The sequence below is a fragment of the Halorubrum sp. SP3 genome (assembly GCF_005435195.1).
In the GTDB taxonomy this organism is placed as follows: domain Archaea; phylum Halobacteriota; class Halobacteria; order Halobacteriales; family Haloferacaceae; genus Halorubrum; species Halorubrum sodomense.
This window is the reverse complement of sequence record NZ_SGTU01000005.1, coordinates 107,571-132,678: the sequence shown is the minus strand read 5'-3', so window position 1 is coordinate 132,678 and position 25,108 is coordinate 107,571. Positions and strand designations below refer to the sequence as shown.

The following is a 25,108-nucleotide window of genomic DNA, read 5'->3' as shown; positions in this document are numbered from 1 at the left end:
AGCCCCGAAAGACGACGCGGTAGCGGTCCTACGCGCTGTTCTCCTCGACGTACTCCCGAGCCGCCTCTCGGATGACATCCTCCGGGCCTTCGACGCACTCGCGTCGGAGGTCGGGGTACTGTCCGTCGAGCTCGCGGGCGACGTACCCGTCGAGGTCGGCGACCGCCTCGACCGACATCCCGGCGAGGTGCTCCGAGAGGAGGCTGGCGACGGCGCGGCTGACCGCACAGCTCCGGCTCTCGAAGGCGATCTCCTCGATACGGCCGTCGGCGATCGCGACGTGGAACTCGCCGTCGTCGCCGCAGGTCGTCTCCTCGGAGGACTTCACGAACGTCGGATCGGTGAGTGCGCCCGGGTTACGGGGGCGGTGGTAGTGTTCGCTGACGAGATCGTGGTAGCGATCGGAGGCGAGGTACGCGTCCAGGTCGTCTCGGGCGGTGTCGACGACGTCGAGGAGGCGGTCGATGTCCGCGCGGGTGTTGTAGACGTAGAACGACGCCCGCGCGGAGCCGGGGATGTCGAGCCGGTCGTGGAGCGGCTGCGTACAGTGGTCGCCGGCGCGGATGGCGATGCCTCGATCGTTGAGGAGGCTGGAGAGGTCGTGCCCGTGGACGCCCTCGACGTTGAACGAGACGAGGCCGGTGCGCTCCTCGCCGACGCCGGGACCATACGTCCGGACGAACTCTCGGTCGGCGAGTTCTCTGAGGAGGTACTGCGCGAGTTCGTTCTCGTGGTCGCGGACGGCGTCCATTCCCAGTTTCTCGAGATAGTCGACGGCCGCGCCGAGCGCGATACCCTCCGCGATCGGCGGCGTACCCGCCTCGAACTTCCAGGGAAGCTCGTTCCACGTCGAGTCGGTGAGCGTGACGTTCCGGATCATCTCTCCGCCGAACAGGAACGGGTCGAGCTCCGCCAAGATCTCGCGTTTCCCGTACAGTCCCCCGACTCCAGTGGGCCCGGCGAGCTTGTGGCCGCTGAACGCGAAGAAGTCCGCGTCCATCGCCCCCACGTCGACGGGCCGCGTCGGGGCGGACTGGGCGCCGTCGACGACCGCGTACGCGTCGTGGTCGTGTGCGAGGGCCGCGAGGTCGGCAACGGGATTGACCGTCCCGAGCACGTTCGAGACGTGGGGGACAGAGACGACCGCGGTGTCGTCGGTGACGAGGTCGCGGGCGGCGTCCATGTCGAGGTGGCCGTCGGCCGTGACGGGAATGTGGCGGACGGTCGCACCCGTGCGCTCGGCGATCTGCTGCCAGGTGACCAGCGAGGCGTGGTGGTCCATCTCCGTCGCGACGATCTCGTCGCCCTCGCTGAGACGCCGGCTGAGACCGTACGCGACGAGGTTGATGCTCTCGGTGGTGTTCTTGGTGAAGACGATCTCCTCGCGGCCGTCTGCGCCGAGGAAGTCGGCGACGCGGTCGTGCGCCTCTTCGTAGGCGAGCGAGGCCTCGTGACTGAGCTCGTGGATCCCGCGGTGGACGTTCGCGTTGTACCCCGCGTAGAACTCCTCGAAGACGTCGTACACCTGCTGGGGTGTGTGCGTGGTCGCGGCGTTGTCGAGGTAGGTGAGCGGATGCCCGTTCACGCGTCGGTCGAGCACGGGGAAGTCCGAACGAACCGCTTCGGCATCGAAACTCATGTAACTACCAAGAGATCAGTTCTATTTAAATAACTCCCAAATGATATTGGTACTCGATAACGCGGTCGACGGCGGCTACATGGCCGACGAGATCGTCCACTTCCTGCCCGACGCCCGCGTGTACAACTACCCGAACGAGGACGGCGACCCGGCCCTCGATAACGTGGACGGCGTCGTCATCGGCGGCAGCGAGGTCGGCGTGTACGACGAGCCCGACCAGCCGTGGATCGCGGCCCAGAAGCGGTTCGCGCGCCGGCTCGTCGAGGAGGACGTCCCGACCCTCGGCATCTGCTTCGGCCATCAGATTCTGAACGCCGCCCTCGGCGGCGAGGTCGTCGACAGCGGGACCTCCCGCCTCCGGCTCCACGACGCCGAACTCGACGCCGACGAGCCGCTGTTCGACGGCGTCGAACCGAGCGTGCCCGTCCTTCACTCCGACGTCGTGACGGAGCTCGGCGACGGGATGGAGGTCATCGGGCGCGCGGACTACTACGAGTACTTCGCCACGCGCCACCGCGACCGGCCCGTCTGGTCGGTCCAGTATCACCCCGAATTCACGCCTCGGATCACAGACGAGTACGACGACTGGGAGGCGGCCGACGGCTCTTTCGAGGACTCCACCGCCACCCGGACGCTCGCCAACTTCGCGGACCTCGTCGAGTCGTCCGAGAGCGAATCGTAGCGTCCACTCCACTTCTCCGGGACGGCAACCGCAGACGACTCGCGTCGAAAAGCCGCCGGACGACGGGTCAGCGGCTCAGTCGTCCGCGGTCGCCCCGGGGCGGTACGCCTCGCTTATCTTCTTCCACTTGCCCGAGCGGAACCGGAGGTAGTTGATCGCGGCGGGGATCGTCGTCTCCGCCATGAACGCGAGGTAGAGTCCCCACAGGCCGATCGCGGGGAGCGCGACCTCCGGGACCGTGACGCCGACGAGCGGGAGGTCGATAGCCGGGGTCGAGCTGTGGGCGCCGACGTACGCGAGGGGAATCGACACGCAGAACATCCCGAGGAACTGGCTCGCGAAGGGGATCTTCGTGTCGCCGGCGGCGTCGAGGGGGCCGGCGGCCCCGCCGGAGATCCCTTGGAAGATCACCGCCGCGCAGGCCGCGTACACGAGGTTCACGGCGATCGGTATCTCGGGGCTGTCGGGCGACTGGGCGAACAGCGAGACGATGTCGGTCGCGAAGACGGCGATCAGCACCGCGGAGACGGCGTACGTCGCCACCGAGAACCGGATGATGTCGCGGGCGTACGCCTCCGCCTCGTCGGGCCGCTCCACGCCGAGTTCCTGGCCGACCAGACTGGAGGAGGCGAGGCCGAACCCCCAGCCGGGGGTGTTCATGATCCCCCAGATGCGACGCGCGATGACGAACGCGGCCACCGTGTTCTCGCCGAACACGTCGAGGATGGCGAGCATGGGGAACTCGGCGGCCGTCCACACGAGGTTGCGCGCGCCGACGGGAACCCCGATCTCGACGAGGTCGCGTAGCATTTCGGGATTGAGATACGAGCCGGCCGGGTCGATCGCGACCGGGAACTCCCCGACCAGCGGGGCGCTCCCGCGGACGAGTCCGACGGTGAACCCGGCGACCGCGAGGACGTTCGAGAGGACGGTGCCGACCGCGGCGCCCTCGACGCCCCAGCCGAGGCCGAAGATGAACAGCGCGCTGAGGACGATGTTCGCGACCGCGCCGCCCGCCCGGACCCGCATCGCGGTGTACGCGTCGTCGCAGCCGACCAGCACGCGGCTGCCGACGAGGTTGAGCGCGGCGAAGGGGACGCCGAGGCCGACCACGCGGAGGTAGTCGGCGCCGTAGGCGATCGCCGCCTCGTTGCTGCTCAGCGCGTCGATGAACGCCGGCGCGTACAGCCAGAAGGCGCCGCTGACGGGGACGCTGATCGCGATCACGAGGAGGACGCTCGACCGGACCGCGTCCCCGAGTTCGACGAACGCCTCGGCGCTGTACCGCTGGGAGACTAAGGCGATGGTGCCGCCGGCGACGCCGCCGCCGAGCGCGAACGCGAGCCCCCAGTAGGGGCCGGCGAAGCCGACGCCGGCGACGGCGCTGGTGCCGACCGCGACGCCGACCATCGCGACGTCGACCGCGTTCTTCGACATCCGGGCGATCCCGGTCACGATCCGCGGCCACGCGAGGTCGGTGGTCCGGACCACGCGGTGGCGGTCGATCAGCCCGATCCTCGCGAGTGCGAAGCCGATGTAGAGGATGAGCGCGCGGAACGGGTTCGGGAGGTCGGCGACGTACGAGATCAGCGCGCGGAGGGAACTCGGAAGGCGAGACACGGCGGGTGCGCTCCTTTCCCGCTGGCGGCTAAAGGGGTTTCGTCACGCGGCAGGCCGTTCCGGATCGCGGGGTCGGCGGGCCGGGATCGACCCACCGGTCAGGCGCCGGAGACGAGGTACACCGCGGCGGCCGCGAAGACGATTCCGAGCCCCTTCCGGGCCGTGAACGACTCGCCGAGGAACAGGAAGCCGATCACCGACGAGAAGACGAGGAACATCGCGAAGATGGGGGTCACGACGCTCACCGGGCCGAGCGAGAGCGATCGGTACAATGCGAGGATGCCGATCCCGAGGAACACGCCCGCCGCGAGCACGTGGGGCAGCTTCGGCGACGCGAGGTGGGTCGCGAACCCCTGCCCGGTGTACGCGATCACGCCGACCGCCATGGCGACGAGCAGGGTGTTCGAGACGACGACGGCGACGTCGCTCGGGATCGCGTTCGGACCGGTCGTTGCGACGCGCATCAGCGGCGAGACGAGCGCGTACGCGCCCATCGCGAGCAGCGCGTAGGGGAGATAGGTCGTGGCCGTAGCGTCCATACCTCGGGGTCGCCGCCCGGCGTCAAGTGCCTATCGACCCGCGTCCGGCGGCGGCCCGAGCGAGCCCGACTCGTCGCTCGGCGCCGGGTCATCGAGGTGCGGATCCGGGGGCTCACCGTCCGGGCCGGCGCCCGGCGTCTCCGAGCGGTCGACCGGGACGCAGACCGTCACGACCGTCCCGGTCGGCTCGCGCTCGTCGAACGAGATCCGCCCGCCGAGGTGGTCGACGCCCCACTTGACGATCCACAGGCCGATCCCGCTGCCGTGGCGCAGGGGGGTCTCCGTGCCGCGGTCCAACACGTCGTACTCGGCGGGGTCGATCCCCGGGCCGTCGTCAGCGACGGTGACCTCGACCCAGCCGTCCGCGACCGCGGCGTCGATCCGCATCCACGGCGTCGCCGCGTCGTTGTGCCCGACCGCGTTCGTACAGAGGTTCCCGAGGACGACCGCCAGCACGTCCGGGACCGGGACCGGTGCCACCTGCCCGACCTCGATCCGGGCCTCGGGGGCGACCGCCCGCGCCTCCCCGACGGCCTCGTCGACGACGTCCGGGAGCGGCACCGACCGCGACTCCTCCGTCGGGTCGAACAGCTCGCCGGCGGTCCGGGTGCGCTCGCTGAGTTCGAGCATCCGCTCGGCGCTCTCCTCGATGACCGACAGGGCGCGCTCGTCGGTCGGGTCCGAGCGGAGCTGTTCGGCGTACCCCTGGATGAGGTTGGTCTCCGTCCGAACGTCGTGACGGAACACGCGGTTCAAGACGTTGAGCCGCTGCTGTTGGCCGAGGTACGCCCCGACGTCGTGGAGCGTGACGACTCGGGCCGTGGTGCGGTCGTGGTCGTCGATCACGTCCCTGACCGTCGCCTCGTACGGCCGTTGGCCGTCGCGGCCGACGATCGGTATCGGCCGCGGCTTGTCGGCGTCGGCGCCGTCGAGCTCGCGGATCGCGTCGTACTTCGGCACGACGGTCGCCGCGGGCTCGCCGATCGCGTCGCGCCGGTCGATCCCGAACGTCTCGGCCGCGCACTCGTTGAGGTCGACGAGGAGCCCCTCGGCTCCGACGACGAAGACCGGGTCGTGGAGCTGCTCGAAGACGAGCTGGCGCGCACGGCGGCGCGGGGCCGGCGCGAGCGTCAGCAGCCGGAACCGCGAGAGCGCGAGCAGGTACGCGACCCCCGAGACCCCGAACACGAGCGGAGTGGGATCGAGCCCGGGGATCGGCACCGCGCCGGAGAGGTGCGCGAGGTTCCCGGCCCACGGCGCCGCGGTCCCGACGAGCAGCGCCGCGCTCTGTCCCCGGAACGGGCGCGCGTCGTCGCGGATCAGCTGGACGAGCGGGACCGACCCGGCCGCACCGAGGAGGTAGGTGTACCCCGCGATGACGTAGTACAGCGGCCCCGGAACCACGCCGAGGAACGTCCCGACGGCGGTCTCGCGCACCACCCGGTCGACCGCGAGGAGGTTCCCCGGGTCGCCGGCGGCGGCGACCGCGACGGTCGCGGCGGGCACGACCGACACCAGCGCGACGGAGAAGGGAGTCACGTAGCGGTCGTAACCGGTGTACGCGAGCGCGAAGAAGAGCCAGCCGACCGGGATGACCACGACCCCGACCCACTGGACGTCGTACCACAGCGCCTTCGCCGGCAGCGTCGTCGCCTCCAGTTCGAAGACGAGGAACGTCGCCCACCAGACCTGCCCGGCGAGGAGCACGGCGAGCCACGTCGCGCCCGGCTCCGGGCGCTCCCGCCACGCGAGAATCGCCGCCGCCAGTCCGACCGTCACGGCGACGAGGAGGGCGACGGACAGCGGACTCAGCGCTGCCATGGAGTTTTTTACGCAGATTGGATTTATAACTCATTGGGTCGAGTTATCTCATTGAAAAAATCGGTCGCTGCGCCGCTCGGAGTCGGGTTCCTCGCCGCCTCACCCGCCGATCGCGAGCAGGACGGCGCCGGCGACGAGGTAGCTACAGTCGGGCGCGACGCCGAGCGCCGCCCCGCCGAGCCGGTCGGCCAGCGCGGTGACGGCCACGGAGACCGCCAGCCCCGCGGCGAGCGCGGCGAGGACCGGACGCGGGACGGCGTCGATCGCGGCCACGGCCCCCAGCAGTCCGGCGGCGACCGCGTCGACGCCGAGCAGGATCCGGCGGGTCCCGGCGGTCCCGTACACGACCGGGAGCGTCGCCGTGCCCCGCGCCGCGTCGGCCGCGACGTCCCTGACGTTCGGGACCTCGACGTCGACGAACGATCGCACGGCGACGTACGCGAAAAGCAGCGCGACCGTCGGCGCACCGACCGCCTCGAGCGTGACCCCGGTGAACGCGAGCGGCGCGGCGACGACGGCGACCGCCCACGCGATCGCGACCGCGGCGGAGTTGAGGAGGAAGACGTCCTTCAGCCGCGGCACGGAGACGGTCCCGAGCGGTGCGGCGAGGTCGCCGGCGGCCGCCAGCCAGTCGGTGGCGTACCCGACCCACACCGCCCCGGGGACGAGGGCGAGCGCGAGCGCCGCGGGACCGGCGCCGACCGCCAACGCGACCGCCAGCCCGTAGCTCACCGCGGCGGCGGTCATCAGCTGATCGCCGTAACGTAACGCGATCCGCGCCCGAGACGGGGTCGAACTCACGTCGCCCTCGGCGTCGGCGACGTGGTCCGCGGCGTACACCGCGAACGCGATCAGTCCCACCGCGACCGGCGCGGCCGACCGCGGGACGCCGAGCGCAACCGTCACGACCGCCACCTCGACGGCCGCGACGAGCGCGGTGAACGGGGCGCCCGCGGCGAACGCGGCGACCCGCCGTACGGCCCCCGAGTCGGGGGGAGTCGATTGCGAGCGATACTGCGCCGTCGTGCCGTCCGGCGCGGACGGCTTCGTCGGTTCGTTCGCCATGGAGACGTCCGCCGCCGGTGGGCGGCGAACGTCAGGTATGGGGGATCGAGACGTATCTATCCACTCCGTAAGGTGTTAATAAAACTCGAATCGTCGCGGTATCAGTTTCTCTCGGAGGCGTCGCGGGCCGGCTTCGGGCTTCAGTACGCTTTTGACCCGAGCGGCCGATCGCTCGCGTATGGACGGAACGCTCGACCACGTGATGATCCGCGTCGAGGACTTAGAGGAGAGCCTCGACTGGTACCAGACGCACCTGAACTACGAGGAGAAGGGCCGCTGGGAGGCGGACACGTTCACCAACGTCTTCCTCGGCCCCGAGGACGTCCACGAGGACGGCGCCCTCTTGGAGCTCACGTACAACCACGACGGCCGCAGCTACGAGATCGGCGACGCCTGGGGGCACATCGCGGTCCGCGTCCCTGAAGACGCGCTTCAGGAGTCGTACGACCGGCTGATGGACGAGGGCGTCGACGACTACCGCGACCCCGAGTCCTGCGGGAACCGCTACGCGTTCGTGAAGGACCCCGACGGCCACGAGATCGAGATCGTCAAGCGCGACTACGGCGCGAAGTGGAGCATCGACCACACGATGATCCGCGTCGAGGACGCCGACGAGGCGCTCGGCTACTGGACCCGCAAGTTCGAGTACACCGAGGTGCCCGGCCGCTGGGAGGCCGACAGCTTCTCGAACTACTTCGTGGCCCCAGAGGACGCCCCGGAGGAGGCGATGAAGATCGAGCTCACCTACAACTACGACGGCCGCGAGTACACGATGGGCGACGCCTGGGGCCACGTCGCGGTCCGCGTCGACGACCTCGACGACGCGTGGGACGACCTGCTGACCCGCGAGGCGCCCGACTACCGCGACCCCGCCTCCTGCGACCACAACTACGCGTTCACGAAGGACCAGGACGGCCACGAGGTCGAACTGGTCACCCGCGACTGATCGCCGCTCGAACCGGCGACCCGTCGCGCGGGGTCACTCCGCGAAGTCGACCCCGGTGATCTCGAATCGCGCCCCGCCCGCCTCGCTCTCGACCGCGCGCACCGACCAGCCGTGCGCGTCGGCCACCTGCTCGACGATCCGTAACCCGAACCCGGTCCCCGACTGCGACGTCGAGTGGCCGGCGTCGAACACCGCCTCGCGGCGGTCCGGGTCGATCCCCGGCCCGTCGTCCTCGACGTAGAAGCCGTCGGGGAGCGTCCCGACCGCGACCGTCACCGACTCGCCGCCGTGCTCGACGCTGTCGTCGGGCTCCGCCCGACTGTCACCGGGCGGAGCCCGGTTGCCCGAGGGACTCCGTCCCTCGCTGCTCGTGGAACCGTGTTCCACGCTGTCGCCGGACTCCGTCCGGCTGCCAGTCGAGCCGTGTTCCACGCTGTTTCGGATCAGGTTCTCTAACAGCTGTTTGAGCCGCCCCTCGTCCGCGACGACCGTCGCGTTCGCCTCCGCGCGCAGCGTCGCCGCCTTCGTGTCGACGGTCCGCCAGCAGGAGTCGACGACCGCCCCGAGGTCGACCGGCTCGGCGTCGGTCACGGGGTCGCCCTCGCGGGCGAGCGTGAGCAGGTCGTCGATCAGCGCGGTCATCCGGTTGTGGGCGCGCTCGACCGACTCCAGGTGGTCGCTGTCGCACTCCTCGCGGGCGAGCTGCGTCCGGCCGCGCGCGACCTCGAGCGGGTTCCTGAGGTCGTGCGACACCACGCCAGCGAACTCCTCCAACCGGTCGTTCTGCCGCTCCAGCTCCGCGGTCCGCTCGGCGAGCCGCCGGGTGCGCGCCTCGGCCTGGAACGCCGTTTCGGCCGCTGTCGCGAGGATACCGGCGAGGTACTCGTCGACGCCGTCGAACACCTCCGGCTCGGACTCCCCGATCGCGATCGTCCCGTGGTCGCCGACCGGGACGATCAGGAGGCTCCGGAGCGCCGTGTCGGCGTCGAGCGCGTCCGTCTCCCGGATGTCGTCGTACATCTCCGGTTCCCCGGACTCGAACACCGCCCAGTTCAGGCTCCCGCCGTCGGGCGTGAACGTCTCGCGCTCCGGCAGCAGCTCCTCCGCGTGCGGCGAGACGGCCATCGGAACCAACCCGCCGGCCGCCTCGTCGTGGATCCGGACGGTGACGATCGAGAACCCCAGCACGTCGGTGGCCGCCTCGACCGCCCGCCGGGCAATCTCCTCCCGGGACTCCGCCCCGACGAGCGTCCGCGTGGCCCCGTGGAGCCGCTCGACGCGGCGCTCCCGTTCGATGCGGTCGAGCGCCGCCTCGAGGTGGCCGGAGAGGATCTCGGCCACGAGGACGTCGGTGTCGGTGAACTCGCGCGGCTCCGGCGAGGAGACGACGAACAGCCCGTGGTCGCCGATCGGGCGCAACACGAGACTCTCCGCCGGCGAGGACTCGTCGAGCGGCTCGTACGTCGAGAGTTCGTCGACGACGACCGACTCCTCGCCGTGAAAGGCCTCCCACGCCAGCGCCGCCCGGCTCCCCTCCGGCGCGTCCCGGTCGTAGGACGGCTGCGTCTCGAACAGCGCGGGGACCGACTGGCCGAGCGCGGCCGGTTCGAGGCTGTCCCCGTCCGCCGTTCGCAGGTGGATCCCGCTGAGCCCCGCGTCGATCAGGTCGTCGACCGCCTCGACCGCCAGTTCGGCCGCCTCCTCCGTGGTCCGGGTGTAGTTGAGCTCCCGCGTCCACTCCCGGAGCCGGGAGAGGGTCCGCTCGCGCTCCTTCCGTTCGGAGACGTCGCGCGTGGTGACGACGTACCCCTCGACGCCGTCGGCCTCGATCCGATCGCTACCGACCGATTCGAGCCATCGGTACCCGCCGTCCGCCGTCCGGAACCGGTACTCGGCGCTCGGGGGCGTTCCGCCGGGGTCGACGCTGGCGAAGGCCGACTCGACGGCCTCGCGGTCATCGGGATGGACGTAGTCGAGCGACCGTTCGCCGAGCAGTTCCGACGGGGCGTGGCCGGTCACGCGCTCGCAGGAGGGGCTCAGGTACCGGAACCGCCAGTCCCTCGACAGCACCGCGACCACGTCGCTGGCGTGCTCGATGAACGCCCGGTGTCGGTCGCGCTCGGTCTCGTCGCGGATCACCCCGACGAACTGCCGCTCCCCGTCGACGGCGAACTCGCCGTACGACAGGGAGACGGGGACCTCGTCGCCGTCGCGGCGGAGCGCGTTGAACCGAACGTTCGACCAGTCGACGCCCCGCTCGCCGGTGTCGAGGTACCGCTCCATCGCCTCGCGGTGGTCGTCGCGGTGTCGCTCGGGCATCAGCGTCGTCAGCGGTTTCCCTTCCAACTCCGACGGTTCGTACCCGAGCACGGACTCGACGGCCGGGTTCGCGAACCGGATCACGCCGTCGGTGTCGATCGTGACGATCGCGTCGGACGCGCCCTCCGCGACCGCGCGGAACTGCTCGACCGCCTGCTCGGCGTCCCGCTCGGCCCGCCGCTTCTCGACCGCCTCGACGATCCGGTTCGCCAGCCGCTCGTACCGCTCCGTGCCGCCGCGCTTCTGGAGGTAGTCGGTGACGCCGGCAGAGATGGCCTCGCTCGCGACCTCCTCGCTCCCGCGTCCGGTGAAGAGGACGAAGGGGAGGTCGGGGTCGCGCTCGCGGACCGACTCGAGGAACGCGAGGCCGTCCTTCCCGGGCATCTCGTAGTCTGACACGATACACTCGACCTCCCGGTCCGCGAGGACGTCGAGCCCGGCTGCGGCGTCGGCCGCGGTCTCGACCGCCAGCCGGTCCTCCTCGCGTTCGAGGAAGGAGGCGGTGACCGCGCGCAGGTCCGGGTCGTCGTCGACGAGGAGGACCGGAATGCGGTCGGACATACGTCCCGAATACCGAACACCCGGATATAACGGTTTTGGCGTTGACAGGCTCTGTCTCCGAACTTCGCCGGGAGGGGGACCGATTCCGTCGCGTTTCGCCTCGTCGACGCGGCCCGTCGACTCCCCGTCTCACTCGTCGGTCGCAGGGCGGAAGACGACGAGCCGTTCGCCGTCGGTGACGCGCTCGCCGACGCCGACCGTCACCGCGTCCCCGATCGCCGCCTCGGGCGGGGCGTCGTCCGCGTCCTCGCCGTCGGTCGCGCCGCCCCCGTCGCCCTCGCCCCGGACGATCCCCGTCAGGCGCGTCGGGCCGAAGTCGGCCACCGCGGTCGCGTACGGCGCGTCGTCCGCGAAGCGCGGCGAGGGGACGTGGACGACGCTGTACGTCGCCACCGTCCCCGTCTCCGCGAGGGGTTCCCGCGAGAGTTCGGTCGACCCGCACTCCGGACACACCCGTCGCGGGGGGAGCGAGCCGTGCCCGTTCGGGCAGACCAGGGCGAACCCGTCGCCGTCGGCCAGCGCGTCGAGCCACTCGGCGTGGTCGCGGTCGGTCGGCGGCGAGCCGCCGGCCGCCCCGTCCCCGTCGCTCATTCCGCCACCTCCAGCACGTGGACGACCGCGCTGGCGACCGTGCCGCCGGCGTTGTGCGCGACGCCGACCTCGGCGTTCGGAACGTGCTCGCTGTTGGGGTGGTCCCCCCGGAGGAGTCGGGTCAGCTCCGCGATCTGCGAGCCGCCGGTCGCGCCGACCGGGTGCCCCTTCGCCTTCAGGCCGCCGGAGAGGTTCACCGGGAGGTCGCCGTCGGCGGTCGTGATCCCCTCGCGGGCCGCCGAAATCCCCTCGCCCGGCTCGAACAGCCCCAGCGACTCCAGCGCCAGCACCTCCGCGATGGTGAAGCAGTCGTGGACCTCCGCCACGTCGACGTCGGTCGCCTCGACGCCGGCGTCGGCGTAGGCCGCGTCGGCCGCGTCGTCGGCCGCGGGCGTCCGCGCGAGGCGCTCCCGGTCGCCGAGCGCCATCCGGTCGGTCCCCTGCCCGGTCCCCGTCACCGCGACCGGCGCGTCGAGGTCGTGACGCTCCGCGTACTCCGCGGAGACCAACACGATCGCGCTCGCGCCGTCGGTGATCGGGCAGGCGTCGTAGAGGTGGAGCGGCTCCGCGACCGGCGGGGCGTCCATCGCCTCCGCGACGGACACCTCCTTCCGGTACTGGGCGTACTCGTTGGGGACGGCGTTGGCGTGGTTCTTCGACGCGACGTGCGCGAGGTCCTCGCGGCTCCCGCCGTACGCGTCGAAGTAAGCGTTCGCCATCAGCGCGTAGGCGCCGGGGAACGTGACGCCCGAGCGCACCTCGAAGAGGTCGTCGGCCGCGATGGCGAGCCCCTCCGTCACCTCGTCGGTCGGGAGGTTCGTCATGCGCTCCATCCCGCCCGCGAGGACGACGTCGGCGTCGCCCGCCGCGACCGTTCGGACCGCCTCGCGGACCGCCACCCCGGCCGACGCGCACGCCGACTCGTAGCGCGTCGCCGGGCAGCGGACCCCGGCGGCCTCGGCCATCAGCGGCGCCTGATGGCCTTGGTGTTCGGCGAGCGCGCCCATGAAGTTCCCGTAGTTCAGCTCCTCGACGTCGGCCCTGTCGACGTCGGCGTCCTCGAACGCCCGGAGCGCGGCCTCGCCGAACAGGTCCCGGCCGGTCCGTTCCGGGTGGCTCCCGAAGCGCGTGAGCCCGACCCCGGCGACGCGTACGTCCGTCATACACGGACGGTGATCGGGGATGCGGTTTAGCTCTGCCGGAACCGGGGGTTCCGAGGCGCGACCTTCGAGCGCGGTTCGCCGGACGGAAAAGCGGCCGCCGGCTCGAACGCGCCCCGACTCAGCCGATGTACCGCAGGTCGTCGTCCGGCACCGCCGGCCCCTCCTGCATCTCGCGGATCTTGCCGACGACTTCCTCCATCTCCTCGGCGCGGTCCTCCAGGCTCTCGTAGTCGACGGACATGTCGAGGACGGTCTCTAAGACCTCCAGCACGGCGCGCGCGCTCTTCGGGTCGACGAGGTAGCCGCTCGTCTCGCCCATCAGGCAGGCGGCCTCGACCCCGCGGCGGCCGCCGAGCCCGAGCACGAGCCCGGAGACGCCGACGATGCCGCCGGCCGGCTCGTCAGCGCGGAACTCCACGCCGGCGTCTTCGAGGTCGTCGACGAGATCGGCGTCGGAGACCGCGCCGAGGACGGTGTACTCCTCGACGAGCTCGCCGGTGGGGACGCCCCCGAGCGCGAACGCCCGCTCGGCGCCGAACTCCTCGGCGATGTCGAGGAACGTCGAGGTGAGCCGGTAGTGACCCGCGTTCGAGCCGGCCTGGTGGTCGCCGGTCAACACGAGCAGGTCGGCGCCGTCGGTCTCGACGGCGTGGAACTCGGCGCAGGTCAGCGCCGCGACGCCCCCGTCGTCGACGCTCACCTGCGGCGGGAACTCCGTGGCGTACACCCGGCGGACCAGCTCCCCGTCGAACTCCTCCAACAGGTGTTCGGCCGCCAGCTTCCCCACGTGGCCGACGCCCGGCAGCCCCTCGATCAACACCGGGTCGTCCAGTTCCGGCGTCGCGACCGCGTCTATCTCGATGTCGTCCATACCGTATCCGTCCGAGCGGCGGTCACAAGAGCGTGGCTATTCCGATGGCTCGCGGTCGCGTCGGGACGCCGACCCGCGTCGCCGCGTCCACCGGCGACTACTCGGAGCCGCGTCGCCGCGCGCGCCGGCGGTACTCGCCGTACGGGTCCTCCGGGCCGAACGGGGCCGGCGCGCTGTTCTCGGTCGGGCCGTCACATTCGGGACAGCGCTCGCCGAGCGCGTACACCGGGCGGTCGTGAGCGGTCTCCCAGTTCGCGCAGACGCGGATATCTGATTTCACGGGTGAAAAGGCGTCGTGGCGTCGGGTCGCTCTGGGTTACTCGTCGTCTTCGCGCCGCTCGCGGTGGAACTCGCCCACGCCGCCGGCGGCCTCGATGGATTCGCGGGCGCGCTCGGCGGCGGACTCGAGCTGGGCCTCCGCCAGCTTGTAGTCGGGTGCCCGGACCTTGATCCGGTACTCCGGCGAGCCCACGTAGCCGACGTCGAGCTCGACGCCGTCCGGAATCTCGCCGTTCCCCTCGGCGGCGGCGAGCGCGTCGCGCACGTCGTCGACGCCGTCGGGGGCGGCCGATTCGAGGTCGACGTATCCGGTCACGTCGACGTACGGGACGGAGACGTTGTTCCGGGCCGCCTGGACGATGGCCGCGGCGGCCTCCTCGTCGACGTCGACGTCGTCGAGCGCCTCGTTCCCGCTGATCGCGGCCGCCTCGAAGGCGTCGTAGAGGCTCTCGTACTCCGCGAGGAGCGCGTTCGCGACCGTCGCGTAGCGGTCGTCGTCGACGTCCTCGCCGAGCGCGATGAGCATCCAGTTATCGGCCTTCTGGGCGTTCTTCCAGTCCTGAATCGTCTCCTTGCGCTGGTGTTCGTTGACGTCTTTGATCGAGAGGTCGATCTGGTTCGACGACTCGTCGATCTCCAGCACCTTCGCCACGACCGTCTGCCCCTCGCGGACGTGGTCGCGGACGTTTTTGATCCAGCCGGACGCGACCTCGCTGATGTGACAGAGGCCGCGCTTGTCCTCGTACTCCTCTAAGTCGACGAACACGCCGAAGTCGGCGATCTCGTCCACCTCGCCGACCACTAGCTCGCCGGGTTCGGGCCAGCCGCTGTACTTCATATCGGGGAAGCGAGGCGGTTACCGCGCCTCAACGGTTTCGACGATCTCGCCGTGAAGCTCCGCCTCCCCGCCGGTCGGGGTCGCGAGGGTCGTGCCGCAGACCGCACACGACACCGTCGAGGAGGCCTTGCCGAAGACGACCTGTTCGTTCTCGCAGTCGCCGCAGGCGACGCGGTGGAAGTCTCCCGCCATGCTTACTCCTGGAACGTGAGACGGCCGGCGCGCCATCCCTCTCGCATGTGGGCCTTTCCGCAGTCGCCGCAGCGGTACTTCAGGTGGGTCTTCTTCGTCGGCTTGTCGCCACCGGGGACCTTCGAGTACCCGCCGGCGTTGCCGATCGTCGCGAGCGCGCGGCGCTGCTGCCGCGCGTCGCGCTTCATTCCGGTCGCGCGACCCGATCGGACCTTCTCCACCTCGTGCTCGTGGTGGGAGTCACAGTGGGGACAGTACGTGTTGAAGCGGCGTGGCATTTCCATGGATATCGACCTTGAGTCGCGGTTCGTCTCCGACGCTTAAAACGGGTTTGGTCTCGGGCGCCCGCGACCCGGCCCGTGACTTGCTCCCTCGCGGAGGATGTCCGGCCGCAGTCCCGAGGTCAGTCCTCCCACTCCGCGACCGCGCGGACCGGCGACCCGTCCCCGTCGCGGAGCCGGAGCGGGAAGGCGTACAGCCGGAACCGCGCGGGGAGCCCGTCGAGTCCGCACAGGTTCTCGACGATCGGGAGCGAGCCGCGTAAGAGGGCGTCGTGGGCGGGGGTGCCGTCGGGCTCGTCGGGAGTATCCGGGTCCGGATTCGCTCCACCCGCGGCGGGCGTCGGATCCGGCCCGAACGTGTCAAGCCCGACGCCGACGCCCGCGGCCCGACAGCGCTCGGCGGCCGCAGCGGTCAGGTACGGGTGGTCGCGGTACCTGTCGGTCCCCCAGTGCGCCGCCCAGCCGGTCCGGACGACCAAGAGGTCGACGTCGGGGTCGATGGCGTCGGGGTCGGGCAACGCCTCGGCCCCGATCGGCTCCCGCGGCGTCAACGGCCGGGGGTCGACGAGACGCGCGTCGAACGCGAACTTCCCGACGCCGCGCTCGTCGATCGCCTCCCCCTCGGGGAGCGTGTGCCGCGGCGCGTCGACGTGCGTTCCCGCGTGGGTTCCGGTGCGGAGTTCGCTCGTGGCGTAGCCATCGGCCTCGTGGGTCGCGTCCGGCGCGAGCGACACGTCGGGGTCGCCCGGGTACGTCGGCATACCCGTCTCGATCGGTCGCGAGCAGTCGCGGAACACGGCCGGCGGTCGAACCGCGGCGGGGTTAAGTCGGTCGCCGGCGCTCCGGGTCGGCCCGCGGCCGCGAACCGAATCGGTCCGCGCCGGACCGTCCCCCACCGCCCCGCGAGGTTCCGCGGCCCGAACGTATTTCCTCCGCCCGCCGCTGCTTCGGTCCATGTCGGAACTGCCGCTGGACGCGTATTACGATCTGACGCAAGTCGGCGAGGTCGCCGTCTCACCGACCGGCGACCGCGTCGCCTTCACCGCGACCGAGTACGATCAGGCCGCCGACGAGGCGGTCTCGTCGCTGTTCGTCGCCCCGACCGACGGCTCGCGAGAGCCGCACCGGCTGACGAGCGCGTCGGGCGCCTCCGCGCCGGCGTGGGGGCCGGACGGCGACCGGCTCGCGTTCCTGGCCGCCCGCGAGCGCGACGCGGAGCGGCGGGTCGGCTGGCGGGACCGGGACGAGGAGGACGAGGAGGGCGCGGAGGTGAAAGCTGACGAGACGGAGGACGACGAGGCCGACGACGCCGAGGACGACGAGCCCCTCGAAAACGGCGACGAGGAGCCGAAGCCGCAGGTGTGGATCTTCGACCTCGCGCTCGGGGGCGACGCGCGCCAAGTGACGGAGCGCGACGAGGGCGTCGCCGGCTTCGACTGGTCGCCCGACGGGGACCGGCTGGTGATCGAGTCGCGCGACCCGACGGACGAGGAGTCGGAGTACCTCGATCAGGTGCGCGAGGAGGGGGGCCCGATCGAGACGACCCGGCTCCAACACAAGGTGAACGGCGCCGGCTGGACCGACGACGTGACGCGGTACCTGTTCGTCGTCGACCCCGACGACCCCGAGAGCGACCCCCGTCGGCTCGACGACGCGTACGGCGGCGGGGCCTTCGAGGACCTCGCCGGCATGGACCCCGCGTGGGGTCCGGACGGGCGAATCGCGTTCACGTCCTGTCGACTGGACCGCCCCGACGACACCACCGTCCGCGACCTCTACGCGGTGTCGCCCGAGGGCGGCGACGCGGAGCGGCTCACGGGCGGGGACCTCACCCACGGCGCGCCGGCGTGGCGTCCGGACGGCGACGGGATCGCGACGGTCGCAAGCGACCCCGACGACCCGCCGGCGCCGGCGGAGGTGTACCTCGTCGACGCCGCGACGGACGCGGACGCCCGCAACGACCCGGTTTCGCTCACCGGCGGCCTCGACCGGACGGTCGCCCGCGGCGGCGGGATCGAGTGGGTCGACGGCGCGATCTACACCCGGATCGCCGACGAGAGTCACACGCGGCTGGTCCGCGTCGAGACCGACGGCACCGCGGAGCGCGTCTTCGAGGCGCAGGGCCGCGACCGGGCGTTGGCCGGGTTCGACGTCGCCGACGACGGGTCGACGGCCGTGACGGTCCTCTCGGAGCCGGAGGCCGGAACCGACCTGTACGCGGTCGACGTCGACGACCTCGACGCCGCCGGCGGACCGGAGTCGTTCCGGCGGCTCACCGAGGTCAACGAGTCGCTCGTCGACGAGTTCGCGATGCCGGAGGCCCGCCGCGTCGAGTGGGAGTCCGACGGCTGGACGCTCGACGGCGTGCTCTACCACGACCCCGACGTCGACCCAGAGGACGGCGACCACCCGCTCGTGGTGGCGATCCACGGCGGCCCGATGTCGTACGACGAGCCGGTGTTCAGCTTCGGTCACGCCGCGCTGACGAGCCGGGGGTACCTCGTCTTCCGCCCGAACTACCGGGGCGGTACCTCCCGCGGCCGCGAGTTCGCCGCCGAGCTGACCGGGAAGTGGGGGACCGCCGAGGTCGACGACATCGCGGCCGGCGTCGGGTCGCTCGCGGACCGCGGCTGGGTCGACCCCGACCGCGTGTTCGGCCACGGGTTCTCGTACGGGGGGATCGCGCAGGGATTCCTCGTCACGCAGGAGCCGGACCTGTTCACCGCGGCGGCGCCCGAGCACGGCATCTACGACCTCCGCTCGGCGTTCGGCACGGACGACACCCACGTCTGGCTGGAGGCCGAGTTCGGGCTCCCGTGGGAGAACCCCGAGGCGTACGACGCGTCGACGGCGGTGCTGGACGCCGGGAACATCGAGACCCCGCTACTGGTGATGGCCGGCGGCGAGGACTGGCGGTGCCCCTCCTCGCAGTCGGAGCAGCTGTACGTCGCCGCCCGGAAGCGGGGAATCGACGCCGAGCTGGTCGTCTACCCGGACGAGCACCACAACATCGGCGACCCCGACCGAGCGATCCACCGGTTAGCGAAGATCCTCGACTGGTACGAGACGCACGACCCGGCGGTCGAGGCCGAGTCCGCGGACTGAGCCACGACCGGTCGGTGACGGTCGCGGTCGGACGGTGACGGTCGCGGTCGGCGCGACCCCGCCTCAGCGCTCGACGAACTCCACGAGCACGCCGCCCGTCGAGCGCGGATGGCAGAACGCGACCTCGTGGCCCCACGCGCCGGGGCGCGGCTCCTCGTCGACGAGGTCGATGCCGAGGTCGCGCGCCTCGTCGAGCGCGGCCGGGAGGTCGTCGACCGCGAGCGCGACGTGGTGGACGCCGGGGCCCTCCCGGTCGAGGTAGTCCGCGATCGTCCCGCCGGCGTCCGGTTCGAGCAGTTCGAAGTAGCCGCCGCCGTCGAGTTCGAGGAAGACGATCCGCATCCCGTCGAACGTCTCCTCGTGGGCGACCGGAGCGTCGAGCAGGCCGCCGAACAGGTCGGCGAGGGCGGTGGCGTCGCGGGTCGCGACGCCGACGTGATCGAAGCGCATACGAACCGGATCGGGCGCCCGCGACTTATAATGAGCGAGCGAAGTGGAACACCACTCGCCTCGCCGGGATCCAAAGGCTTGGGTGCGATCCGGGAGTACCGATCGTAGGCCCCCATTAGTGAGCGACTCACAGTCCGACGCTTCGACGGAGCAGATGACGTCGCGGAACATCCTCGGATCGCTGCTCGATAGCGGCCTCCACGAGATGAACCGAGAGCGGTCCGGACTCCTCCTCTCGGGGGTGTCGGCGGGGCTCGACATCGGCTTCGGCCCGCTGATGATGGCGGTCGTGTTGACCCTCTCGCCGGGGACGTTCGGCGACCTCACGACCGAACTGCTGCTGGCGAGCGTCTACTCCATCGGCTTCATGTTCGTCATCTTGGGCCGCTCGGAGCTGTTCACGGAGCACACGACGCTGGCCGTGATACCGGTGCTCGACCGGCAGGCCTCGGCCCGACAGTTGGGCCGGCTCTGGGGCCTGGTGTACGTCGGGAACCTGGTCGGCGGCCTCCTGTTCACGCTGCTCGTGACGCTGTTGCTGCCGGAGCTCAGCGTCGTCGACCCTCAGTCGTTCGAGACGATCGCCCTGAAGCTCGTCGACCACAGCCTCCCGTGGCTGTTCGTCGGCGGCGTGTTCGCCGGGTGGCTGATGGGGCTGCTGGCGTGGCTCGTGACCGCGGCGAAGGACACGACATCCCGGATCCTCCTCGTGTTGATCGTCACCGGAACGATCGGGCTCCTCCACCTCCCGCACTCGATCGCGGGCAACGTCGAGGTGCTGTTCGGGCTGTTCTCCTCGCCCGCGATCACGGTCGTCGACTACGTCGGGTTCCTCGTGTTGTCGACGATCGGTAACGCCTTCGGCGGCGCGGTGTTCGTCGCGCTGCTGAAGTACGGCCACGTCGTCCGCGGCGCGGAGTGAGCGCGCTCCGCGGGACGAGTTCGCCCCGCGAGCCGATCCCCTCCCGGATTCACCGCCCCGGCTTGTACTCCCCGAACTCGTCGCGGAGTACGTCGGAGATCTCCTGAACCGTCGCGTACGACTTCACCGCGTCGACGACGTGTGGCATCACGTTCTCGGTCCCCTGCGCCGCCTCGCGGAGGCCGGCGAGCGCGTCGTCGACCGCGTCGCCGTCGCGGTCGGCTTTCACCTCGTTCAGCCGGTCGCGCTGGTTCTGCTCCTGGTCGGGGTCGACCTCTTCGAGGTCCATCTCCGGCTCCTCGTCCACCTCGAACTCGTTGACGCCGACGATGATCCGCTCGCCCGCCTCGATCTCCCGCTGGCGCTCGAAGGCGACATCCTGGATCTGCCGCTGGACCCAGCCGCTCTCGACGGCCTCCAGCATCCCGCCGCGGCGGTCCACCTCCTCGATGATCTCGAAGGCGTCCTCCTCGATCCCGTCGGTGAGGCTCTCGACGTAGTACGACCCCGCGAGCGGGTCGATCGTGTCGGCCGCGCCCGACTCGTGAGCGAGGATCTGCTGGGTGCGGAGCGCGGTGCGGACGGACTTCTCGGTCGGGAGCGCGAGCGCCTCGTCTTTCCCGTTCGTGTGGAGGCTCTGGGTCCCGCCGAGGACGGCCGCGAGCGCCTGATAGGAGACGCGGACGACGTTGTTCTCGATCTGCTGGGCGGTGAGCGTCGAGCCGCCGGTCTGGGTGTGGAACTTGAGCTGTTTCGACTTGGGGTTCTCGGCGCCGAACCGCTCCTCCATGATCTGGGCCCACATCCGGCGGGCGGCGCGGAACTTCGCGGCCTCCTCGAAGATGTTGTTGTGGGCGTTGAAGAAGAAGGAGAGCTGGGGGGCGAACTCGTCGACGTCGAGCCCGGCGTCGAGGGCCGCCTCGACGTACTCGATGCCGTCACCGAGGGTGAAGGCGATCTCCTGGGCCGCGGTCGAGCCCGCCTCGCGGATGTGGTACCCCGAGATGGAGATGGTGTTGAAGTTCGGCGTCTCGGCCGCGCAGAACTCGAAGATGTCCGTGATCAGCCGCATCGACTGCTTCGGCGGATAGATGTAGAGGTTCCGCGCGATGTACTCCTTCATGATGTCGTTCTGGATCGTCCCGCGGAGCTGCTCCCGCGGGACCCCCTGCTCGTCGCCCATCGCGACGTACATCGCGAGGAGGACGGCGGCGGGCGCGTTGATCGTCATCGACGTGGACACCTCGTCGAGCGGGATGCCGTCGAAGACGGTCTCGAAGTCGTCGAGCGTGTCGATGGCGACGCCCGAGCGGCCGACCTCGCCCTCGGCCATCGCGGCGTCGGAGTCGTATCCCATCTGCGTCGGGAGGTCGAACGCCATCGAGAGGCCCGACGAGCCCTCGTCGATGAGGTACTGGAAGCGCTCGTTGGTCTCCGCGGCGGTGCCCATTCCGGCGTACTGGCGCATCGTCCACAGGCGCCCGCGGTGCATCGTCGAGTAGACGCCGCGGGTGTACGGCTCCTCGCCGGGGTAGCCGAGGTCCTCGCGGTAGTCGGTCTCCACGTCGGCGGGGGTGTAGAGGGGGTCGACCTCCTGCCCGCCGGTGTCGGTGGTGAACGTCTCCTCGCGCTCCCCGAACCGGTCGACCGTCTCGCCATAGGTTCCGTCCTCCCACGACTCCTTGGCCTCCCGGATCGCGGCGAGTTCCTCAGGGTCGTACATTACTGAATCGGTCGACCGAACGGGACTTAACGCTTTTCAGGGCGGACCCGGTCGACCGCGGGTCACCGCGCCGCTTCCCCGCCGACCCGATTTAAGTGTCGCGCGTCCGAGGCGCGGGCATGGACGTGCTCACAGATCCCGCGCGCCGGTTTCTGACCGCGACGGCGCCGGAGCACACCCGGATCCAGTCGGAGATGGCCGACCTCGCCGCCGAGTGGGGATTCCCGATCATCGGCCCCGAGGCGGGGGCGGTCCTCCGCCTGCTCGCGCGGCTGACGGACGCGGAGCGCGTCTTCGAGTTCGGGTCCGGGTTCGGCTACTCCGCCACGTGGTTCCTCCGCGGCGGGGCCGAGCGCGTGATCTGCACCGAGTTCGACGCCGACGAGGCCGAGCGGGGCGTGGCGTTCGCCGCCGATTACGGCTACGCGGACCGCGTCACCTTCGAGGTCGGCGACGCGATGGAGACGATAGACCGCTACGAGGGCCCCTTCGACGTGGTCCTGATCGACCACCAGAAGGGGCGGTACGCCGACGCCTACCGGGCGGTCCTCCCGAAGGTCCGGACCGGGGGCGTGATCGTCGCCGACAACGTCACCCGCGGCCCCATCGACTTCGAGGCCCTCGTCGCGCACTTCGAGGCGGGCGAGCCGCTCCCGGACGCGGCCGTGGACGCCGAGACCCGCGGCATCGGCGAGTACCTCGGCACCGTCCGCTCGGACGACGCGGTGGAGACCGCGGTCCTCCCGGTCGGCTCCGGGATCGCCGTTTCGACGGTCGTCCGGTGAAACCGAACGAAACGGTTATCATGTCGAATTGAAAACATCAACTCGGATGGAGGGACCGGACGGAACCGACGACGGCGAGGGACCGCGAGCGGCGTCGCTCGTGCGCGTCCTCGCCGTCGACGACGAGTCGGGGTTCGCCGACGCGGCGGCCTCGCGCCTCGAGGCGCGCGACGACCGGACCGAGGTGGTGGCGGTCGAGGGCGCCGAGGCGGCGCTGGACGCGCTGTCGTCGGCCTCGTTCGACTGCGTGGTGTCCGGCTACGAACTGGCCGAGGCCGACGGCGTCGGGCTGCTGGAGACCGTCCGCGACCGACACGGCGACGTGCCGTTCGTGCTGTTCACCGGGTCCGGGTCGGAGGCGGTCGCCAGCGAGGCGATCTCCGCCGGCGTCGACGAGTACGTCCGGCGGGACGAGCCCGCGGACCCGTACGCGCAGCTCGCGAGCGCGGTCGAGGGCGTGGTCTCGCAGGCGCGCGGCGACCGCCGCCTGGCCGCGCACCTGGAGCGCACCACCGACGCGTTCTGTCAGGTCGACTCGGAGTGGCGGCTGACCTACCTCAACGAGCGGGCGGCGAGGTTCCTGGAGCGCGACGCGGAGACGGTGCTCGGCGAGCGGATCTGGGAGCTGTTCCCGGAGGTCGTCGGCACCGAGGCCGAGGCGGCGCTCCGCGAGGTCGCCGAGACCGGTGAGGCGAGCCGGCTGGAACACCACGTCGACCGCCTCGGCGCCGACCTCGTCGTGAACGCGTACCCGACCGCCGGCGGCCTGGCGCTGTACTTCCGCGACGTGACGGAGCGCCGGGAGCGCGAACGGGAGCTCCGGGAGCTCTCCGAGCGGCTTCAGCTGGCCGTCGAGGGGGCCGACGTCGGCGTCTGGGACTGGAACGTACGGACCGACGAGGTGCGGTTCGACGACCGGTGGGCCGCGATGCTCGGCCACGACACCGACGAGATCGACTTCGACCTGTCGACGTGGGAGGACCGCGTCCACCCCGACGACATCGGCGACGCCTGGGACGCCATCGAGGCCCACTTCGCCGGCGAGACGGACCTCTATCAGTGCGACTTCCGGATGCGGACGAAGTCGGGCGACTGGAAGTGGATCCGGGACCGGGGTCGGGTCGTCGAGCGGACGGACGACGGCGAGCCGCTCCGGGCCGTCGGCATCCACATCGACGTCACCGAGGAGAAGGCCCGCCAGCGCGACCTCGAGCGGTACCGTCGCATCGTCGACGAACTGCCGGAGTCCGTGTGTATCTACGACGCCGACGGCCGCATCGCGCTCGCGAACGACCACACCGGTGACGTGCTCGAGGCCGATCCGGAGGCGCTCGTCGGCCGCGAGAGCCGGCTCGTCGACCGCATTCGAGCCGCGGGCGACGGCGACCGGTACGACGCGCTCGTCGACGGCGACCGCAAGTCGATGACCGGGACGGTCGAGGTCGACCTGCCGAGGCAGTCCGGGGCGATCGTCGACTACGGGCTGACCCGGCTCGTCATCGACGGGGAGTTCGACGGCGTGGTCGGCATCTCCCGCGACGTGACGGACGAGCGCCGGCGGCAGCGGCGGCTCGAACGCACCACGGCCCGGCTGGAGGCGCTGTTCGAGCGCTCGCCGGACATGATCGACATCCACGACGAGTCCGGGGAGATCGTCGACGCCAACCGGGCGATGACGGAGGCGCTCAGCTACGACCGCGAGGAGCTCGTCGGGATGGACGTCTGGGAGGTCGACGCCGAGCTCGAGCCGGAGGAGGGCGTGCGGCTCTGGGAGGACCTGGAAATGGACGAGACGGTCCGGCTGGAGACGACGTTCGCCCGCGCCGACGGCTCGACGTTCCCGGCCGAGGTCCACGTGCGGCGCATCGACGTCCAGGGCGAGGACCGGTTCCTGGCGAGCAGCCGCGACATCTCCGAGCGCAGGGCGTACGAGCGCCGCATCGAGCGGGAGAACGAGCGGCTCGACGAGTTCGCCTCGATCGTCTCCCACGACCTCCGGAACCCCCTCAACGTCCTCTCTGGGTACCTCCGGCTCGCCCGTGAGACGGGGACCGACTCCTACTTCGACCGCTGCGAGCGCGCGCTCGACGAGATGGAGGGGCTCATCGAGGACGTGCTCGCGCTCGCCAGGCAGGGCGAAGCGGTCGGCTCGTTCGAGCGCGTCCACCTCGGCGAACTGGCCGCCCGCTACGGCGACGACGCGTTCGGATCGACCGACGGCGAGGACCCGTTCGGCGGCGACGCGGGCGGCGGCGGAGCGGAGACCGCGCCGATCGAGGTCGCGGTGGAGGCCGACGGCGAGATCTGCGCCGACCCCGGCCGGGTCCGGCAGCTCTTCGGGAACTTGTTCCGGAACGCCGCCGAACACGGCGGCGAGCGCGTCGTCGTCGGCGACCTCTCCGACGGCTTCTACGTCGCGGACGACGGGCCCGGGATCGACCCGGACGAACGGGACACGGTGTTCGAGAGCGGCTACACCACCTCCGAGACGGGCACCGGCTTCGGGCTCGCCATCGTCCAGCGCATCGTCGAGGCGCACGGCTGGGCGGTCGAGGTCACGGCGGGCGAACGCGGCGGCGCCCGGTTCGAATTCACCGGAGTCGACCGGCCTGAATCGAGCGCCGAGGAGACGGAGCCGCCGGGCGCCGAGGAGACGGAGCCGCCGGCCGACGCGTCCGGCCGGTCCGCGGAGGAGGCGGGGTCGCAGGACTGACCG

The 25,108-nt window shown here is 71.1% G+C and carries 22 protein-coding genes; 6 read left to right on the top strand and 16 right to left on the bottom strand.

What is annotated here, in order from left to right:
- Window positions 1-28: 28 nt before the first annotated feature.
- Window positions 29-1,639 carry a SufS family cysteine desulfurase gene (locus EXE42_RS05760; RefSeq protein WP_137706076.1) on the bottom strand — a complete coding sequence of 537 codons (1,611 nt, stop codon included), beginning with the start codon at window positions 1,637-1,639 and terminating at the stop codon, window positions 29-31.
- 40 nt (window positions 1,640-1,679) lie between these two features.
- Between EXE42_RS05760 and EXE42_RS05755 the strand changes: the two genes are divergently transcribed.
- Window positions 1,680-2,321: a type 1 glutamine amidotransferase gene (locus EXE42_RS05755; protein WP_092922195.1), complete on the top strand. Its 642-nt coding sequence runs from the start codon at window positions 1,680-1,682 to the stop codon at window positions 2,319-2,321.
- A 75-nt stretch (window positions 2,322-2,396) separates the two neighbouring features.
- On the opposite strand, the gene EXE42_RS05750 is transcribed toward EXE42_RS05755, so the two are convergent.
- The 4 genes from EXE42_RS05750 to EXE42_RS05735 all read right to left on the bottom strand — a co-directional run bounded on the left by EXE42_RS05750 (window position 2,397) and on the right by EXE42_RS05735 (window position 7,366).
- Window positions 2,397-3,941, bottom strand: a complete 1,545-nt coding sequence (locus EXE42_RS05750; RefSeq protein WP_137706075.1) for an MATE family efflux transporter — start codon at window positions 3,939-3,941, stop codon at window positions 2,397-2,399.
- A 98-nt stretch (window positions 3,942-4,039) separates the two neighbouring features.
- Window positions 4,040-4,480 carry an EamA family transporter gene (locus tag EXE42_RS05745; protein WP_092922199.1) on the bottom strand — a complete coding sequence of 147 codons (441 nt, stop codon included), beginning with the start codon at window positions 4,478-4,480 and terminating at the stop codon, window positions 4,040-4,042.
- Window positions 4,481-4,510: 30 nt separating this feature from the next.
- On the bottom strand, window positions 4,511-6,301 hold the full coding sequence (locus tag EXE42_RS05740; protein WP_137694430.1) for a histidine kinase N-terminal 7TM domain-containing protein: 1,791 nt from the start codon (window positions 6,299-6,301) through the stop codon (window positions 4,511-4,513).
- Between the two features lie 99 nt (window positions 6,302-6,400).
- Window positions 6,401-7,366, bottom strand: a complete 966-nt coding sequence (locus EXE42_RS05735; RefSeq protein ID WP_137706074.1) for a hypothetical protein — start codon at window positions 7,364-7,366, stop codon at window positions 6,401-6,403.
- A gap of 178 nt (window positions 7,367-7,544) precedes the next feature.
- Here EXE42_RS05735 and EXE42_RS05730 point away from each other — a divergent pair, with 178 nt between their 5' ends.
- Window positions 7,545-8,312 (top strand): VOC family protein, encoded by a 768-nt coding sequence (locus EXE42_RS05730; RefSeq protein WP_092922208.1) that lies wholly within the window; start codon window positions 7,545-7,547, stop codon window positions 8,310-8,312.
- 33 nt (window positions 8,313-8,345) lie between these two features.
- Here the strand turns inward: EXE42_RS05730 and EXE42_RS05725 are convergent, their stop codons facing one another.
- From EXE42_RS05725 to EXE42_RS05685, 9 genes are all read right to left on the bottom strand, one after another.
- Entirely contained in the window at window positions 8,346-11,192 is a 2,847-nt protein-coding gene (locus EXE42_RS05725) for a PAS domain S-box protein (protein WP_137706073.1), read from the bottom strand.
- A gap of 129 nt (window positions 11,193-11,321) precedes the next feature.
- Entirely contained in the window at window positions 11,322-11,783 is a 462-nt protein-coding gene (locus EXE42_RS05720; protein ID WP_092922214.1) for a Zn-ribbon domain-containing OB-fold protein, read from the bottom strand.
- Entirely contained in the window at window positions 11,780-12,946 is a 1,167-nt protein-coding gene (locus EXE42_RS05715; RefSeq protein ID WP_092922217.1) for a thiolase domain-containing protein, read from the bottom strand. The genes EXE42_RS05720 and EXE42_RS05715 overlap by 4 nt, the downstream gene beginning before the upstream one ends.
- 118 nt (window positions 12,947-13,064) lie before the next feature.
- Window positions 13,065-13,817: a proteasome assembly chaperone family protein gene (locus EXE42_RS05710; protein WP_092922220.1), complete on the bottom strand. Its 753-nt coding sequence runs from the start codon at window positions 13,815-13,817 to the stop codon at window positions 13,065-13,067.
- 97 nt (window positions 13,818-13,914) lie between these two features.
- Window positions 13,915-14,097: an RNA-protein complex protein Nop10 gene (locus tag EXE42_RS05705; RefSeq protein ID WP_137694424.1), complete on the bottom strand. Its 183-nt coding sequence runs from the start codon at window positions 14,095-14,097 to the stop codon at window positions 13,915-13,917.
- Window positions 14,098-14,133: 36 nt separating this feature from the next.
- Window positions 14,134-14,934 carry a translation initiation factor IF-2 subunit alpha gene (locus EXE42_RS05700; RefSeq protein WP_092922226.1) on the bottom strand — a complete coding sequence of 267 codons (801 nt, stop codon included), beginning with the start codon at window positions 14,932-14,934 and terminating at the stop codon, window positions 14,134-14,136.
- 18 nt (window positions 14,935-14,952) lie between these two features.
- Window positions 14,953-15,126, bottom strand: a complete 174-nt coding sequence (locus EXE42_RS05695; RefSeq protein WP_004595868.1) for a 30S ribosomal protein S27e — start codon at window positions 15,124-15,126, stop codon at window positions 14,953-14,955.
- Between the two features lie 2 nt (window positions 15,127-15,128).
- Window positions 15,129-15,410, bottom strand: coding sequence for a 50S ribosomal protein L44e (locus EXE42_RS05690; RefSeq protein WP_092922229.1), 282 nt, complete (start codon window positions 15,408-15,410; stop codon window positions 15,129-15,131).
- Between the two features lie 119 nt (window positions 15,411-15,529).
- A complete protein-coding gene (locus tag EXE42_RS05685; protein WP_199240735.1) occupies window positions 15,530-16,204 on the bottom strand; it encodes a cyclase family protein in 675 nt (224 codons plus the stop codon).
- 157 nt (window positions 16,205-16,361) lie between these two features.
- Here EXE42_RS05685 and EXE42_RS05680 point away from each other — a divergent pair, with 157 nt between their 5' ends.
- On the top strand, window positions 16,362-18,512 hold the full coding sequence (locus tag EXE42_RS05680; RefSeq protein ID WP_137706071.1) for a S9 family peptidase: 2,151 nt from the start codon (window positions 16,362-16,364) through the stop codon (window positions 18,510-18,512).
- A 63-nt stretch (window positions 18,513-18,575) separates the two neighbouring features.
- Here EXE42_RS05680 and mce read toward each other — a convergent pair whose 3' ends face one another.
- Window positions 18,576-18,962, bottom strand: a complete 387-nt coding sequence (gene mce, locus EXE42_RS05675; RefSeq protein ID WP_092922238.1) for a methylmalonyl-CoA epimerase — start codon at window positions 18,960-18,962, stop codon at window positions 18,576-18,578.
- 118 nt (window positions 18,963-19,080) lie between these two features.
- On the opposite strand from mce, the gene EXE42_RS05670 reads away from it, so the two are divergent.
- Window positions 19,081-19,884 (top strand): formate/nitrite transporter family protein, encoded by an 804-nt coding sequence (locus EXE42_RS05670; RefSeq protein ID WP_092922241.1) that lies wholly within the window; start codon window positions 19,081-19,083, stop codon window positions 19,882-19,884.
- A gap of 49 nt (window positions 19,885-19,933) precedes the next feature.
- On the opposite strand, the gene EXE42_RS05665 is transcribed toward EXE42_RS05670, so the two are convergent.
- A complete protein-coding gene (locus EXE42_RS05665) occupies window positions 19,934-21,607 on the bottom strand; it encodes a methylmalonyl-CoA mutase (protein WP_137694421.1) in 1,674 nt (557 codons plus the stop codon).
- Between the two features lie 119 nt (window positions 21,608-21,726).
- Here EXE42_RS05665 and EXE42_RS05660 point away from each other — a divergent pair, with 119 nt between their 5' ends.
- Complete coding sequence (locus EXE42_RS05660; protein WP_137706070.1) at window positions 21,727-22,392, top strand: O-methyltransferase; 666 nt, start codon at window positions 21,727-21,729, stop codon at window positions 22,390-22,392.
- Window positions 22,393-22,438: 46 nt separating this feature from the next.
- On the top strand, window positions 22,439-25,105 hold the full coding sequence (locus EXE42_RS05655) for a PAS domain S-box protein (protein WP_137706069.1): 2,667 nt from the start codon (window positions 22,439-22,441) through the stop codon (window positions 25,103-25,105).
- Window positions 25,106-25,108 lie beyond the last annotated feature (3 nt).

What these genes read in the sequence shown, in the direction of transcription:
- EXE42_RS05680 (WP_137706071.1), top strand. Translation starts at nt 16,362, where the DNA reads ATGTCGGAACTGCCGCTGGACGCGTATTACGATCTGACGCAAGTCGGC.
- EXE42_RS05720 (WP_092922214.1), bottom strand. Translation starts at nt 11,783, where the DNA reads ATGAGCGACGGGGACGGGGCGGCCGGCGGCTCGCCGCCGACCGACCGC.
- EXE42_RS05655 (WP_137706069.1), top strand. Translation starts at nt 22,439, where the DNA reads ATGGAGGGACCGGACGGAACCGACGACGGCGAGGGACCGCGAGCGGCG.
- EXE42_RS05715 (WP_092922217.1), bottom strand. Translation starts at nt 12,946, where the DNA reads ATGACGGACGTACGCGTCGCCGGGGTCGGGCTCACGCGCTTCGGGAGC.
- EXE42_RS05730 (WP_092922208.1), top strand. Translation starts at nt 7,545, where the DNA reads ATGGACGGAACGCTCGACCACGTGATGATCCGCGTCGAGGACTTAGAG.
- EXE42_RS05690 (WP_092922229.1), bottom strand. Translation starts at nt 15,410, where the DNA reads ATGGAAATGCCACGCCGCTTCAACACGTACTGTCCCCACTGTGACTCC.
- EXE42_RS05665 (WP_137694421.1), bottom strand. Translation starts at nt 21,607, where the DNA reads ATGTACGACCCTGAGGAACTCGCCGCGATCCGGGAGGCCAAGGAGTCG.
- EXE42_RS05735 (WP_137706074.1), bottom strand. Translation starts at nt 7,366, where the DNA reads ATGGCGAACGAACCGACGAAGCCGTCCGCGCCGGACGGCACGACGGCG.
- EXE42_RS05700 (WP_092922226.1), bottom strand. Translation starts at nt 14,934, where the DNA reads ATGAAGTACAGCGGCTGGCCCGAACCCGGCGAGCTAGTGGTCGGCGAG.
- EXE42_RS05695 (WP_004595868.1), bottom strand. Translation starts at nt 15,126, where the DNA reads ATGGCGGGAGACTTCCACCGCGTCGCCTGCGGCGACTGCGAGAACGAA.
- mce (WP_092922238.1), bottom strand. Translation starts at nt 18,962, where the DNA reads ATGCGCTTCGATCACGTCGGCGTCGCGACCCGCGACGCCACCGCCCTC.
- EXE42_RS05710 (WP_092922220.1), bottom strand. Translation starts at nt 13,817, where the DNA reads ATGGACGACATCGAGATAGACGCGGTCGCGACGCCGGAACTGGACGAC.
- EXE42_RS05660 (WP_137706070.1), top strand. Translation starts at nt 21,727, where the DNA reads ATGGACGTGCTCACAGATCCCGCGCGCCGGTTTCTGACCGCGACGGCG.
- EXE42_RS05760 (WP_137706076.1), bottom strand. Translation starts at nt 1,639, where the DNA reads ATGAGTTTCGATGCCGAAGCGGTTCGTTCGGACTTCCCCGTGCTCGAC.
- EXE42_RS05725 (WP_137706073.1), bottom strand. Translation starts at nt 11,192, where the DNA reads ATGTCCGACCGCATTCCGGTCCTCCTCGTCGACGACGACCCGGACCTG.
- EXE42_RS05745 (WP_092922199.1), bottom strand. Translation starts at nt 4,480, where the DNA reads ATGGACGCTACGGCCACGACCTATCTCCCCTACGCGCTGCTCGCGATG.
- EXE42_RS05740 (WP_137694430.1), bottom strand. Translation starts at nt 6,301, where the DNA reads ATGGCAGCGCTGAGTCCGCTGTCCGTCGCCCTCCTCGTCGCCGTGACG.
- EXE42_RS05755 (WP_092922195.1), top strand. Translation starts at nt 1,680, where the DNA reads ATGATATTGGTACTCGATAACGCGGTCGACGGCGGCTACATGGCCGAC.